The organism is Yoonia litorea (assembly GCF_900114675.1).
Lineage (GTDB): Bacteria > Pseudomonadota > Alphaproteobacteria > Rhodobacterales > Rhodobacteraceae > Yoonia > Yoonia litorea.
Map to the genome: position 1 here is coordinate 36,364 of NZ_FOZM01000001.1, position 13,913 is coordinate 50,276.

At 55.5% G+C, this 13,913-nt stretch carries 12 protein-coding genes; 4 read left to right on the top strand and 8 right to left on the bottom strand.

Translation table 11 applies throughout. The features are described 5' to 3' along the window. Nucleotide 1: 1 nt before the first annotated feature. From yidC to BM316_RS00270, 5 genes are all read right to left on the bottom strand, one after another. Complete coding sequence (gene yidC, locus BM316_RS00255; protein WP_090202487.1) at nucleotides 2–1,816, bottom strand: membrane protein insertase YidC; 1,815 nt, start codon at nucleotides 1,814–1,816, stop codon at nucleotides 2–4. A gap of 138 nt (nucleotides 1,817–1,954) precedes the next feature. Next, on the bottom strand, nucleotides 1,955–2,122 hold the full coding sequence (locus BM316_RS16620) for a hypothetical protein (RefSeq protein WP_165606509.1): 168 nt from the start codon (nucleotides 2,120–2,122) through the stop codon (nucleotides 1,955–1,957). Between the two features lie 192 nt (nucleotides 2,123–2,314). Beyond that, on the bottom strand, nucleotides 2,315–3,616 hold the full coding sequence (locus tag BM316_RS00260; RefSeq protein WP_090202490.1) for an NAD(P)/FAD-dependent oxidoreductase: 1,302 nt from the start codon (nucleotides 3,614–3,616) through the stop codon (nucleotides 2,315–2,317). Beyond that, a complete protein-coding gene (locus BM316_RS00265) occupies nucleotides 3,617–5,029 on the bottom strand; it encodes an aspartate aminotransferase family protein (RefSeq protein ID WP_375342228.1) in 1,413 nt (470 codons plus the stop codon). A 204-nt stretch (nucleotides 5,030–5,233) separates the two neighbouring features. After that, the gene (locus BM316_RS00270; protein ID WP_090202493.1) at nucleotides 5,234–5,899 is read right to left on the bottom strand and encodes a GntR family transcriptional regulator; all 666 of its coding nucleotides are present in this window, start codon (nucleotides 5,897–5,899) and stop codon (nucleotides 5,234–5,236) included. Nucleotides 5,900–6,039: 140 nt separating this feature from the next. On the opposite strand from BM316_RS00270, the gene BM316_RS00275 reads away from it, so the two are divergent. The 4 genes from BM316_RS00275 to BM316_RS00290 all read left to right on the top strand — a co-directional run bounded on the left by BM316_RS00275 (nucleotide 6,040) and on the right by BM316_RS00290 (nucleotide 10,058). Continuing rightward, entirely contained in the window at nucleotides 6,040–7,128 is a 1,089-nt protein-coding gene (locus tag BM316_RS00275; protein ID WP_090202496.1) for a polyamine ABC transporter substrate-binding protein, read from the top strand. Between the two features lie 86 nt (nucleotides 7,129–7,214). After that, nucleotides 7,215–8,336, top strand: coding sequence for an ABC transporter ATP-binding protein (locus tag BM316_RS00280; protein ID WP_090202500.1), 1,122 nt, complete (start codon nucleotides 7,215–7,217; stop codon nucleotides 8,334–8,336). A gap of 10 nt (nucleotides 8,337–8,346) precedes the next feature. Continuing rightward, nucleotides 8,347–9,243 (top strand): ABC transporter permease subunit, encoded by an 897-nt coding sequence (locus BM316_RS00285; protein WP_090202503.1) that lies wholly within the window; start codon nucleotides 8,347–8,349, stop codon nucleotides 9,241–9,243. Then, on the top strand, nucleotides 9,240–10,058 hold the full coding sequence (locus BM316_RS00290) for an ABC transporter permease (protein WP_090202507.1): 819 nt from the start codon (nucleotides 9,240–9,242) through the stop codon (nucleotides 10,056–10,058). The genes BM316_RS00285 and BM316_RS00290 overlap by 4 nt, the downstream gene beginning before the upstream one ends. Nucleotides 10,059–10,068: 10 nt before the next feature. On the opposite strand, the gene BM316_RS00295 is transcribed toward BM316_RS00290, so the two are convergent. From BM316_RS00295 to BM316_RS00305, 3 genes are read right to left on the bottom strand one after another with little or no spacing between them, the layout of a single operon-like run. Continuing rightward, nucleotides 10,069–11,478 carry a 3'-5' exonuclease gene (locus BM316_RS00295; protein WP_090202510.1) on the bottom strand — a complete coding sequence of 470 codons (1,410 nt, stop codon included), beginning with the start codon at nucleotides 11,476–11,478 and terminating at the stop codon, nucleotides 10,069–10,071. A gap of 1 nt (nucleotide 11,479) precedes the next feature. Then, a complete protein-coding gene (locus BM316_RS00300; protein ID WP_090202513.1) occupies nucleotides 11,480–11,998 on the bottom strand; it encodes a hypothetical protein in 519 nt (172 codons plus the stop codon). Nucleotides 11,999–12,001: 3 nt separating this feature from the next. Then, nucleotides 12,002–13,822 (bottom strand): DUF294 nucleotidyltransferase-like domain-containing protein, encoded by a 1,821-nt coding sequence (locus BM316_RS00305; protein WP_090202515.1) that lies wholly within the window; start codon nucleotides 13,820–13,822, stop codon nucleotides 12,002–12,004. Nucleotides 13,823–13,913 lie beyond the last annotated feature (91 nt).

A 13,913-nucleotide genomic window follows, 5' to 3' on the forward strand; every position in this document is an offset into this window, starting at 1 on the left:
GCTATTTGCCCTCTTTCCCACCTTCGGCCTTCTTCTTGCCGCGATCGCCAAGGATATTTCCGAAGATATCGGGTTTCGCGCCATGGCTTCGCATGATCGCATACTGCTGAATGAACGTGATGATGTTGTTTGCGATCCAGTAGATCACCAGACCCGAAGCAAACGAGCCGAGCATGAACATGAAGACCCACGGCATCCATGCGAAGATCATCTTCTGTGTCGGATCTGTCGGAGCCGGGTTCAGCTTTTGCTGTAGCCACATCGACACACCGAGAAGGATCGGAAGGATACCGATAAAGATCAGCGCAAGGATCGACCCCTGAGGTGGGCCAGCAAATGGCAGCAGGCCGAAGAGGTTGATGAACGACGACGGATCAGGTGCGCTCAGATCTTCGATCCAGCCAAACCACGGAGCGTGCCGCAGTTCGATTGTGACAAAGATCACCTTGTAGAGCGAGAAGAAGATCGGAATCTGCAGCAAGATCGGCAGACAACCCGCAGCAGGGTTCACCTTGTTGTCCTTGTAAAGCTTCATCATCCCCTGTTGCAGCGCTTGCCGGTCCTCACCAACACGTTCTTTCAGGGCTTCCATCTCTGGCTGAAGCTCTTTCATTTTGGCCATGGACACGTACGACTTATAGGCCAGTGGCAGCACGATGATCTTGAGGATCACCGTCAGCGCAATAATCGACCAGCCCATGTTGCCGATGAAAATGTTCAGATAGTGCAGCAACGCAAAGATCGGTTTGGTCAGAAAGAAGAACCAGCCCCAGTCGATGCTGTCGAGAAAGCCCTGCACGCCGCCTTCGTTTTCATAGCTGCGAATGGCTTCCCATTCCTTCGCACCAGCAAACAGGCGCGTGGTGACCGTCGTTGTTTCGCCTGCGCCAACTGTTTCGATAGGCATCACCGCCTCGGCCTGGAACAGGTCGCGGTTGTCGAAGTATTTGGAGGTCGAGCGGAACGGCGATGACTGGTCAGGGATGAGTGTCGTCATCCAGTAGTGGTCGGTATAACCGATCCAGCCGGACGCCGTCACATCAAGACGCTCAGCCTGCGTCCGTTCACGTTCGTCGACACTGTATTCCCTGATGTCGTCGTAGCCGGTCTCTTCCAGCTCGCCATCGGTCATCCGCACCAGACCTTCATGTAGGATGAAGAAATTCTTGAGGTCTTCAGGTTCGCCATGGCGCCGCAGCAGGCCATATGGCCGCGCGGCAACCGCTGCATCGCTGGTGTTTTCAACGCTTTGCGCGAAGGTAAACATGAAGCTGTCATCAACGGCGATTTCGGTGCGGAATATCTGTCCGGCACCATTGTCCCAAGACAGGGTGACAGGGCTCGACGGTGTCAGTGTATCGCCGCTTTCCAGCTCCCAAAGTGTATCAGGGCCGGGGACAGCGCTGGCATCGAGACCGTCAGTCGCAGTCCACCCAAAGGCTGCAAAATACGCACCGGGTTCACCAACAGGGCGCAACAGACGTACGATCGGGGCATCGTCTTCGACAGAGATGCGGTACTGTGTCAGTGCCAGATCGTCGATCCGGCCGCCCAGAAGGGAAATGGACCCGGACAATTCGGCTGTTTCGATCGGCACGCGCGGTGCATCGCTGCCCGGGTCGGGTGCTTCACTTGGTGTGGTGGCCGTAGGTGCGACAGGATCAGCCGATGGCAGCGTCGGATCTTCGGTCAGCGTTGTCGCGGTTTCGGTCGGCTCGACCGGAATATCTTCCGGTGGGAACAAGGTCGTCCACGCCAGAATGACGCCAAAGCTCAACACGGTCGCCAAGATCAGGTTTCTGTTCTGATCGTCCATATGAAACCACCTATATTCCCAATAAAGTCTGGGGGTCGTTCAACCTGTCGCGACCCAAAAGGTCAAGCCATTTTCAGTGATTTTGGACGCTTTGAAGCAGGTGTGAAGACCTTGAAAGCGGTCATTTTCACAATCCAGTTAGTCCTGTTCGTCAAGAAACCTCTTGCGGGTGCTTTGAAACACTTTCGCAAGACGTGGATCACTCTTGGTCAGCAGCGCGACAGTTTCAGCAAACGCGGTATCATCTTGCCCGAAAAATGCTTGTGCTGCCTCTTGAGGCGTCATGGATTGCGCGGCTTCTTTCATATGGCTCTACCTTTCAAAGCACTGTGGCTTTCACGATAGTCGCGCAGTTGGGTGAAATTGGGGCAATGGCACCGTCGTGACCCATCACTTTACTGCGCATTTTTCGTTGTTTTTACGCAAACTACGGTAGCCAAAGTAGCGTAGGATATCCAGTCTATCGCCTTTCAAAGCAGGATTGCCATGGCGCTTTGCCTAAAGGCGGTCACGAAGACCGTACCAAAGCATCCCTAGAACCATTAGGGGCGAACGCAAAGCCGACCCGCCCGGAAATGGCGGTGTGGGGATGCGCGCCATGACATCAAAGCGTTCCGCCTGACCGGCAATCGCCTCCGCTGCCAGTTGGCCCGACAACGTGCCCAGTGCCACGCCTGCGCCGGAATAGCCCGACATCGAGATGATATTCCCCTTCACCCTATGAAAATGAGGCAGCCGGTTCATCGTGATGCTGAGTGTTCCGCCCCATGCATAGTCGATACCCACGTTTTCCAGTTGCGGAAAAATCTCTGTCATCGGTTTGCGCACAGATGCCGCAATGTCGGCTGGAAACTTGTAACCGTAGCTTTCGGTACCGCCGAATAGGAGGCGCCGGTCCTCCGAAAAACGGAAGTAGTTCACGACAAATTTGCTATCCGCCACCGCATAGTTCTTCTTGATAATCGCTTCTTGCTGCTCGGCCGACATTTGTTCGGTCGCGACGATATAGTTGTTGATCGGCATAACACGCGCGGCAACATGGGCGTTCAAACTGCCAAGGTAGCCATTGCAGGCCAGAACAACATATCGGGCGGTGACTTGCGCCGTTTCAGAATGGACTGTTGCCGGAGAACCTTCGTCGATCTTTTTAACCTTGGATTGCTCGAATATGCGCGCGCCAGCACCTTGCGCCAAACGCGCGAGACCGAAGACCAGTTCAAGTGGATTGACGTGCCCTGAACCCATATCAAGCGTTCCGCCGTAGTATGATGGTGAATTCACCGTTTCACGACATTCGTCGGGCTCCAAAACGCGGATCTGGTCATAGCCATACTTTTGATGCATGAACGCGACATAGGCCCTGTTGTGCTTGTGATCACGCGCACGATGCACGGCGTGCACGATACCGGGTACAAACTCTGTGCGTACTTCGTCGCGCTGACAGAGCTCTTTGATCAGATCGACCGCCTCAGCGCCGATCTTCCACAGATCGCGGGCATGCGCCTCACCAACGACGCCTTCGAGGTCATCCTGCTCACGACGTTGGCCCATGCTGACTTGGCCACCGTTACGCCCTGACGCCCCGAAGCCGACGCGCTGCGCGTCCAAAACAACGACATCATAGCCGCGCTCTGCCAGGTGATATGCCGTCGAAAGCCCGGTGAATCCGGCACCGACAACGCAGACATCGCAAGCAATCTCTCCCTTTGCTTGCGGGAAAGGTGCGAGATGCGCGGCGTTTTCCGCGTAGTAGGAAGCCGGGTATTCGCCCGGACGGTCGTTTGCAGTCAGAAGATCCATTTAGGACGCAGCGACCAACAGGCCATCAGCCTTCAGCTTTTCATATGCCTCATCGAGCGACTTGGTCGCGCGTGCGATCAGAATGTCGATCTCTTCACAGGTGATCGATAGCGGAGGGGCGATGATCATACGATCACCAACACTGCGCATGATGACATTGTTGGCAAAGCATCTGTCGCGGCAGATAAAGCCCGCTGTTCCGCTTTCCGCTGCGAAAGTAGCCCGTGTCGCCTTGTCAGGTGTCAGGGCCACGGATGCCATCATACCGACAATCTTGGCCTCTCCGACCAGAGGGTGATCTGCCAAGGCTTCCCATTTTTCTTTCAGGTATGGCGCGGTCACGTCGCGCACAGTGTCGACGATGCCCTCTTCTTCAAGGATGCGCAGGTTTTCGAGGGCGACGGCGCAGGACACCGGATGGCCTGAATATGTGTAGCCGTGGTTGAACTCTGTATCGCGCAAAACCTCAGCCACCTCGTCGGAGACGATCGAACCGCCAATGGGTGCATAGCCTGAACTCAGACCCTTCGCGATAGTCATGATATCGGGTTCGATCCCGACGGTTTCTGATCCGAACCAGTTTCCGGTTCTACCAAAGCCGCAGATCACTTCGTCGGCGATCAGAAGGATGCCGTATTTCTTCACGATCCGCTGGATTTCAGGCCAGTAGGTGTCAGGCGGCACGATCACGCCGCCCGCCCCCTGAATAGGCTCTGCGATAAATGCCGCTACCTTTTCAGGTCCGATTTCCTTGATTTTTTCTTCCAGTTGGCGCGCGCGCTCGAGACCGAAGTCTTCGGGCTTGGTATCGCCACCCTCGGCCCACCAGTTCGGTTGGTCGATGAACTCGATACCGGGAATAGGAAGGCCGCCTTGGCCATGCATGGCTTTCATGCCGCCAAGCGACGTGCCGCCGATGGTCGATCCATGGTAGGCATTCCATCGCGAAATAATGACATTGCGCTCAGGCTGACCCTTTTCGGCCCAGTAGGTGCGCACAAGCCGGATGTTTGTGTCATTGGCATCCGAGCCGCCGCTGGCAAAGAACACTTGGTTCATATGTGCTGGCGCAAGTTCGGCCAGCTTTTTGGCCAGCATCAGTGCCGGGACGGTCGTCGTTTTGAAGAACGTATTGTAGTAAGGCAATTCGCGCATCTGCCTAGCGGCGGCATCTGCCAGCTCATCGCGCCCGTAGCCGATATTGACGCACCAGAGACCCGCCATGCCGTCAATGATTTCTTCGCCGTTACTATCTTTAAGCCAGACACCTTTGGCGGATGTAATCACGCGCGGTCCTTTGGAGGCCAGTTCATTGGCATGGCTGAACGGATGCAGATGGTGTGCTGAATCTATGGCCTGCAGTTCTTCGGTCGGTGGATAGTTGGCAAGTACGTTCATGGTGGCCTCTGTCATTCGGTCCGGACGGCGTCATGCGCCCGATTGTTGCAAGGGCTGCCAAACCAGAGGTTGCAGCAGTGATGTGTCGTGTAAGGTCAAGGTGTTGCGGCGCAAAGAGACTCACTGCGGCGCTGCTTGAGATCAGGCGAACTTTTCCCCATTACACAAATTTGATCAAATTTTTTCGGTGCTGTCAATTTCATCATTGTTGATCATTTTTCACGCGTCAGTGGATGGCTCCGAGAGCGTCTGCCGGACAAAGGCGAGCCCTTGGCGGATATCTTCTGCCATGGATTCGCCGACGGCATTCGCGTCTCCCTGACGCATCGCTGTCGTTGCTTCGCGGTGGTGATCGACCAGTTTGTCAGTCCCAAACCGGCCGCAAACAACACGCAATGCCGGGCCCACACGGAGCCACAACCCATCTGCAATGTCCTGAAGGATGGGTGCATCCGCACGACTGTAAAGCGTGAAATGGAACTGATAGTTGGCTTCGAGATACTGCCTGATATCGCCCATCGTAATCGCATCGTTGATCAGGCTGTCGATACGCTCCAGCTCGTCAATATCCTTGTTTTCAAGAGAAAAACTCGCCAATCGCGCCAACTCGGGTTCGACGGCGAGGCGAACCAATGCGATATGATCGAGCTTTGTCGCGGTCATCTGCGGGACTGCGATCCGACGGTTCTCCAACGTGCTGAGCGCACCTTCGGCTGTCAATCTGCGGATGGCCTCGCGGGCTGGTGTGATCCCCGTGCCGATTTGTTCTGCAAGGCCATGAATGGTCAGCGGCTGGCCCGGAACAAACTCGCCAAAAAGAATCATGTTTTTGACACGGCGGTAGATCGTTTCGTGCTCTGGCTTCTTGCCAACCATGCGGTTCATAGCGTTTCTCCTATGTCCGAAGCCATTCCATAACCGGCTTTCTATGTCAAAACCTATCAAATTTCGACAATCTGATTGCAAAGCCTAATTTTTTCATCAAAGCTTTCTGCCAATAACAGCAAATCCCAACGGAGGAACGTATGCTTAAATTGAAGACTGCGACCATTCTGGCCGCTGCGGTCGCGACCGCTTCGGCAAGCTGGGCCCAAGAAGTGCGCGTTTATAACTGGTCTGACTATATCGACGAAGAGCTGCTGACCAAGTTCGAGGAAGAGACTGGGTATGACCTGATCTACGACGTGTTCGACAGTAACGAAGTATTGGAAACGCGGCTTCTGGCTGGTGGATCCGGCTACGATGTTGTCGTTCCCTCCGGCACATTCCTTCAGCGCCAGATTGCAGCAGGCGCGTTCCAGCCTCTGGACAAGTCGAAGCTGAGCAACATTGACAACCTTTGGGATGTCGTGCTCGAGCGCACCGAAACATATGATCCAGGCGCACAGTATTCGATCAACTACATGTGGGGCACGACCGGCCTTGGCGTGAATGTCGGCAAGGTGCAGGAAATCCTCGGCGAAGATGCGCCTCTGAACTCACTGTCGCTGATTTTCGATCCCGCAAACATGGAAAAGCTCGCTGAGTGCGGCGTCTACTTCCTTGACGCGCCGACAGAGATGATCCCTGCCGCTTTGCAGTATTTGGGCGAAGATCCCGATGCGAAGGACGAGGAAACACTCGCAAAGGCAGAGCCGGTTTTGACTGCAGTACGCCCGTATGTGCAGAAATTCCACAGCTCTGAATACATCACCGCATTGGCAAACGGCGATATCTGCGTCGCTTTCGGCTGGTCCGGGGATATCCTGCAGGCGCGTGACCGCGCGTATGAGGCTGACAATGGTGTAGAGATTGCCTACAACTCTGCCGCCGAAGGATCGCTGATGTGGTTTGACCAAATGGCGATTCCGGTTGATGCACCAAATCCGGAAGGCGCGCATGCCTTCCTGGACTTCATTCTTGACGCAGAGAACATGGCGCAAGCTTCGAACTACGTTTACTACGCCAACGGCAACGCGGCATCCAAGCCGTTCCTTGTCGAGGACGTGATCGGTGACACTGCGATCTATCCTGATGATGAGACGCTCGCGACGCTTTACACGACCACACCTTACGATGCGCGTGCACAGCGCTTCGTGACCCGGATGTGGACGCGGATCAAGTCCGGCACATAAACGGATAAATCTTGCGCCCCGGCCAATTTATTGGCCGGGGCGTCTTCTTTGTGCACCACTGCCCCGTAGGCGAGAAAGCAAAGCCCATGCCCCAGAATGTGTTTGCGCCATGGACTGACCCGCAAGCCAAACCGCTGATCCGCTTTGAAAATGTGACGAAGCGCTTTGGCGATTTCACCGCTGTTGATGATTTGAGTGTCGATATCTACGAGCGGGAGTTCTTTGCCCTTTTGGGGCCGTCCGGTTGCGGCAAAACAACAATGATGCGGATGCTGGCGGGCTTCGAGACACCGACGTCCGGTACGATCATGCTGGATGGCAAGGATATCTCACCGGTACCACCGAACAAGCGCAGCGTGAACATGATGTTCCAGTCCTACGCGCTGTTCCCGCATCTGACGGTTTATGACAATATCGCCTTTGGCCTGAAGCGTGACAAACTGCCAGCCGAGCAGATTGATGCCCGCGTCAAAGAAATGTTGCGTCTGGTGCAAATCGAACGCTTTGCGCAACGTAAGCCGGATCAGATTTCAGGTGGTCAGCGGCAGCGGGTGGCGCTGGCGCGGTCCTTGGCCAAGGCACCCAAGCTTTTGCTGCTCGACGAACCGCTGTCAGCCCTCGACAAAAAACTGCGGCAGGACACGCAGTTTGAACTTATGGACATTCAGGAAAAGACCGGTACGACCTTTGTGATCGTCACTCACGATCAGGAAGAGGCGATGACCGTCGCGTCGCGCGTTGCTGTGATGAATTTCGGCAAGCTCATCCAAGTCGATACCCCGACACAGATCTATGAGGCACCAAACAGCGCCTATGTTGCTGACTTCATCGGTGACGTGAATATTATCGAAGGAAACGCCACCGTCGACGGTGAGAGAGTCTTGATTTCCTGGGCGGAAGGTCAGCCCGATATCATCGGCACGCCTGCGCAACCGGTTGCGCCTGGTCGTGTCAGCTTTGTCATTCGGCCAGAGAAAATCGCCATTTCTTCCGAAAAACCGACGGATCGCCGCAATGCAGTTCACGGGAAAGTCTTGGACATCGCCTACCTCGGCAACATGTCCACGTATCACGTCGAAATGCCTGATGGCACTGTGATCAAGGCAACCGCTGCAAACCAACGCCGCCGCGATAGCCTGCCTTACACATGGGAAGATCCGGTTTGGCTGTCATGGACCGACACTGCCGGCGTCGTCTTGGCTGAGTGAGGGAGCGGCCATGAACCTTCGTCGCACATCCCTGATTGCGGTCCCGTATTTCTGGTTGGGCTGTCTGTTCCTCATCCCCTTCCTGATCGTTTTCAAGATTTCGCTCTCTGACGCCGCACTCTCGATTCCGCCCTACACGCCGAAACTTGAGCTTTCCGAAGGTTGGGCCGGTGTGCGGGATATGTTCAGCCAGTTTGATTTCGAAAACTTCGAGTTTCTGGCGACGGATGATCTTTATTGGAAAAGCTATCTGTCGTCCGTTCAGATTGCGTTGATTTCGACCTTCATGTGCTTGCTGGTCGGCTTTCCGATGGCCTATGGCATGGCGCGGGCGCCGCAGGTATGGCAGCCGACCCTGATGCTGATGGTGATCCTGCCGTTCTGGACAAGCTTCCTGATCAGGGTCTACTCGCTCATCGGGATCCTGAGCCAAGAAGGGATGCTGAACCAGTTTCTGACGTGGATTGGCGTCATAAGCGAACCGCTTACAATCCTGAACACCAACATCGCGGTCTATATTGGGATTGTTTACACCTACCTTCCTTTTATGATCCTCCCGATCTACGCCACGCTGATCAAACTGGATGGCTCATTGCTTGAGGCAGCGGAAGATCTGGGATGTTCGCGGACCGAAGCTTTCTGGCGCATCACCGTTCCCCTTTCCAAAGCGGGCATCATTGCCGGATGCTTCCTGGTCTTCATTCCGGCGCTGGGCGAGTTTGTGATCCCGTCTCTGCTTGGTGGTTCTGAAACGCTGATGATCGGTAAGGTGCTTTACGAAGAATTCTTCTCCAACCGTGACTGGCCGGTCGCGAGTGCGGTTGCGGTTATTCTGTTGCTGATCCTGATCGTTCCGATCGTGCTTTACCAGCGCAACGAGCAGCGTTTAATCGAGGCCGAACAATGAGACGTCTGTCCTGGTTCAATGCGACCTCGCTTACCTTGGGGTTTGCCTTCCTCTATATTCCGATGCTTGTTGTCATCATCTACAGCTTCAACGAAAGCCGTTTGGTGACGGTCTGGAGCGGTTTTTCAACAAAGTGGTATGGAGAGTTGCTGCGCAACGAAGCGTTCCTCGACGCAGCGTGGGTCACGCTGCAAGTCGGCTTCTTTTCATCACTTCTGGCCACCGTCTTGGGGACGATGGGTGCTTATGTGCTGGTCCGCGGCGGGCGTTTTTACGGCCGGACACTGTTTTCGGGCATGATGTACGCACCATTGGTGATGCCCGAGGTGATCACGGGCCTGTCGCTCTTGTTGCTCTTCATATCGATCAATCTGGACCGAGGGATCGTAACCATCGTTCTGGCCCATGCGACGTTCTCAATGTGCTATGTGTCGGTGGTCGTCAGTTCGCGGCTGGTGAGTTTTGATCGGTCTGTCGAAGAGGCGGCGCTTGATCTTGGATGCACGCCATTTGAGGCCTTCAGGTTGGTGACGCTGCCGATCATAGCACCCGCCGTGATTTCAGGATGGTTGCTGGCCCTGACTCTCTCGCTTGATGATCTTGTTATCGCTTCGTTTGTGGCAGGCCCGTCGGCGACAACCTTGCCGATCAAAGTGTTCAGTTCCATCCGGCTTGGGGTGAGTCCCGAGATCAATGCGCTGTCTACGATCCTGATTGTGATCGTCACAATTGGCACGATCACGGCCAGTCTGTCGACGAAACGTGCTTTGGTACGCAAGCAGCGGGCAGAGCGGATGGCCGAGCAATCTGCGTAAGGATCATCTGTCAGCCAGTGTTCAGGTCCTGAAGCAATCGGCCATGCTTTTGCGTTTGGGCGACAACCTCGCCAAAGGTGGTGTAGCCACGGCCCTGCAAAAGCGGAATGAGTTTTACCAATGCTTCGCCGGTGGCCAATGCATCACCGTAAGCGGTATGTCGTGCCTCCGGCGGGATTGCGATATCAAGCCGCTCGCAAAGCGCGTCCAGTGTGTGGGATTCATTCGTGCCAAAGACGACGGCTGACAGAAGCACTGTGTCGAGCACAGGGTGATCCCATGTCACGCCCATGTCGGCCTCTCCCTTGCGGAGCAGACCAATGTCGAAAGGCGCATTATGCGCGACCAGCACAGCGTCTCTCGCGAAATGATGGAAATCGCAACCGACTTTGGCAAAGTCCGGTGCACCCGAAACATCGTCGTCGCAGATGTGGTGGACCGCAGTTGACGCAGGCGGAATTGGTCGTTGCGGATCAACGTAGGTATCTATTTTTTCGCCAGCGACGATCCGACCGTTCAGAATGCGGACTGCGCCGAGTTGAATGACATCGTCCTTTTCGACGGACAGCCCGGTTGTTTCGGTGTCAAATGCGACAAAGCAAAGCTCGCACAGTGGCGTATCTTTGATGTCACCAGCAGCTGCGGTTTCGAGTAGATCGAAATCGAAAACAAGCGGTCGCGGTGCCAGTGGCAGATCCGCATTTTTGGTGTCGATTATCAACATATAGCCGCCTGCATCCAATGATTTGATGCGTGTGGGGAATTTCTTCTCCCGTGTCTGGTCTCGCAGCGTGAACGCTACCTCGCCACCGCGGTTTGCGAGTTTCTTTTGTGCTGCGGAGAGTTCTTTGGGCGAGAAATAGTCGCTTAGCGGCGCTTTGAGGCGGGGCGGGGCGATGCTTGAGAGCACACTTGCCGCCTGCCCGTCATAGAGCACGATTTCATCGGCAGGATTGGCGAGAATTGTAGCCAATGGAATTTCGGTCAGCAGCGCCGTGAGGCGGGCCGCTTCGCTTTGAAGCCGCGCCGTTTCCTGGGCCACTTGTGATGCAGTCGACATGACAGAACTGCTGAGTTGTGACGACATGGCGGAAGCAGCGGGAGCCAGATCACCCAAATAGCGCGCCGAAGCTTCATCGAGTTGGGTATCAATACCAGAGTGCGCGCGAAGCCGCAGATCCGCCGCGAGTTTGTTGATCGGTTTTGCAACGTTCTCGTCGAACAGCATCCAGACACCGACGGCCAGCCCGGTATTGAGGAAGGCGAAGATCGCGAAGGCGATAATGAACGGATTGGCAGGCAGCCCATCTGCACGGGTCCAGCCGTAATAGATCGCCCCGCCTGCCAGCACCGCTCCTCCAAAGGCCATCAGGCAAAAGAAAAGGAAGATGCGGAAGCGCAGGCTGAGGCGGGTGAACATGTCAGGTCTCGCAGATGGTGTTCAAGATTGGATCATCCGGCGGCATGGCTTGCCAGTTGGCGTCAGCGACATTGCCTATGGCGTCAAATTCGGCCCCGTCGATCAGGAGGGCAGAGCGATTTCCAGCGCAGTCAAACAGCATGGGCGCCTGATTGACCGGTGACCAACGCCCGAAGAAGTAAAGGTCTGCAAGCTTCTGGTCCGGTGCGCTGTCGTTTGTGCGTGCAGTGCCGGTATCAACAGCGACGAAACGTTTTGTGTAGGGCACAATCTGGGTCCAGGGGCGCAACCAGCTTTGTTCCTCGACCGTCATGGCAATTTCCATGCCTTCCGGAAGCTCGGCACTGGTGCGGCTGAACCACGTGTATTCGTTTGAAATTGTCATCGCGATCATCCCAGCGCCAGCGGCAATTGGTGTCAGCCACTTCGGCAGACGCTTTCCGGTCAGCATATTGAGAAACATCACGAGACCTGCACATGCGATCCCCGCGAAGATGGTAGCGATAAGTTCGACAAACATGATTTACCCCAGCATTCCTTTGCCTGTTCCAACGGCAGATTGCAGGGTTTTGACCACCACAAATGCATTGCGCAAGTGACTTCGCTCGAAATCCGACAGATCTGACGGGGCGAGAAAGTTGTTCGGCTTTTTCCCTGCCTTCACTTGCGCCACCTGATGTTCAAGTCTCGTCATCGCAATCAGGTCGTAGGCATCCAGAAGATCAGCACCGCCGGTTTCGGATAAGACGCCCGATGAGATTGCTGCCACAAGACGCGCGCGGGTATTCACGGGTCTGAGCTGACCCTGCAGCGCATAGACGCGCCCCAGATCAACGACCGGGACAACACCGTTGTGTTTAAGGTCAAGCTGGTCCCTGTGCTCGCCGCTTCTGATGGTGGCAAGGCCTCTCAGCAATCCAAGCGGAGGCGCGTGCTTGAGCGAGTTCGCGATCATATGCGCCACAAAGATCGAGTTCTGAGATGCTTTTTCGAGTGTTTTGGCCTGTAGATTGGCAAACAGGCTTTCATCCCCGCCAATTGCCCTGAGATCAAACATGACCGAAGCAAGCATTTGCGCCTCAGGATCGGGTTTGGCGATCCAGCGGGCAAAGTATTCTTTCCAGGTCCGCAAAGGCTGGCACCAACGAGGATTGGTCGCCATCATGTCTCCGGGGCAGTAGAAGTAGCCGCAGGTATCCAAACCATCGCTGACGAATTTTGCCAGTTCTGCAAAATACGGCATCTGCGCCTCTTTCACATCATCGGACAGGATCAGGCAGTTGTCCTGATCAGAAACTCCGGTCTGCTCCTGCCGCCCTTGCGACCCGCATGCCAGCCAGAGATAGGGGACGGGCGCCGGGCCCAACTTATCGTGTGCAAGTTTAAGCAGTCGCCGCGTCGCCGTGTCTGCAAGGTCTGTGATGAGACGTGTCACAACCTCGTGCCGGTTACCCTGATCGACGAGTTGAACAAGCAACTGTGGAATTTCGCGGGTCACCTCAGCCATTTCGGTCGCGTCTGGTGCCTTGGCAATCCGCGCGACCAGGTCAGCAGAGGACATCGCTTGCGCGCGTGTGAGGTCTGTCTGGGTGACAATCCCGACAAGGGTGCCGTTGTCAACAATCGGGATGTGACCGATCCCACGTTCCGCCATCAGGTGCAGCACGTCGGTGCCGAGGGCATTTGGCCCCAGCACCAGCACATCCTTTGTCATAATACTGGAGACAGGCTGCGAGGGGTCTGTGCCTTCGGCAACCACGCGCCCGTTGACGTCCCTGACTGTCAGAATGCCCTCAAAGCCGCCGTCGCCTACAACACAGATGGATGAAATACGTCTTTCATGCATCTGCTTTGCAGCATCACGAATAGGGGTTTCGGGCGCGCAAGTGACAGGGTCGCGTGACATAAGCTGCCCGACGGCCAAAGTAGTCAGATCGCGTTTGTGTTTCTGGCTCGAACGGCTGCGGTCGAAGAATTGCTGAAATTTGAGGTCCGATCGCATCAGCGCATCAAACGTCGCAGCAGGCATCACAATCAGCGTTGCGTCGCGGGTCACGGTGGCTGTGCGGCTCGCCGGTTCGTCGCGCAGCAGCGCACGTTCGCCAAATGAATTTCGGGGTCCAAGTGTTGAAAGGAGTTCACCAGACGGATCTGTGATCTCAACCTCGCCACTGACGATCAGATAGAGCGCTTCCACGGGATGACCGTGTGTAAAAAGAACGGTGTCAGCAGGATAATCGACGGCCGTGCAGGCCTCGGCCAGCTCTGCAAGCCGCGTCGCATGCATGGTGTCATATGGATGAACCGATGCGAGAAACTGAAAATGAGCGCTTTGAAGAGTCATTAATCTGCCTTTTTAGAAAGATGTCCTGCCCACGTTGTCGTGGACAGGAGCAAAGGCATATGCGACGCGCCGCCTCACAGGACGGCGCGTC